Origin of the sequence: Nocardia cyriacigeorgica, from assembly GCF_010858045.1 — a bacterium.
In the GTDB taxonomy this organism is placed as follows: Bacteria; Actinomycetota; Actinomycetes; order Mycobacteriales; family Mycobacteriaceae; genus Nocardia; species Nocardia cyriacigeorgica_E.
Genome location: NZ_JAAGVC010000421.1, coordinates 1 through 274, shown reverse-complemented (window position 1 = coordinate 274; position 274 = coordinate 1). Strand labels below are relative to the sequence as shown.

Genomic DNA, 274 nt, shown 5'->3' with positions numbered 1-274 from the left:
TGTCAGACCCGGTGAAGATCTGACGCGGACGCCAAATCTTGTTGCCTCCGCTGGCAACTTGCTCTCGGTACTGGGCGATCCACCCGGGCAGACGTCCCAGTGCGAACAGCACGGTGAACATATTCATCGGGAAGCCCATGGCCTCGTAGATGAGGCCGGTATAGAAATCAACGTTCGGGTAGAGCTTCCGCTCCTTGAAGTAGTCATCGTTTAGCGCGCTCTCTTCAAGTTCCTTGGCGATCTCGAGAAGGTCCTCACGACCGGTATGGAGTTC

The 274-nt window shown here is 56.2% G+C and carries 1 protein-coding gene; it reads right to left on the bottom strand.

Translation table 11 applies throughout. The features are described from left to right. Positions 1-274, bottom strand: a 274-nt coding sequence (locus GV790_RS30285; protein ID WP_306043486.1) for a citrate/2-methylcitrate synthase, incomplete at both ends; no start/stop codon positions are given.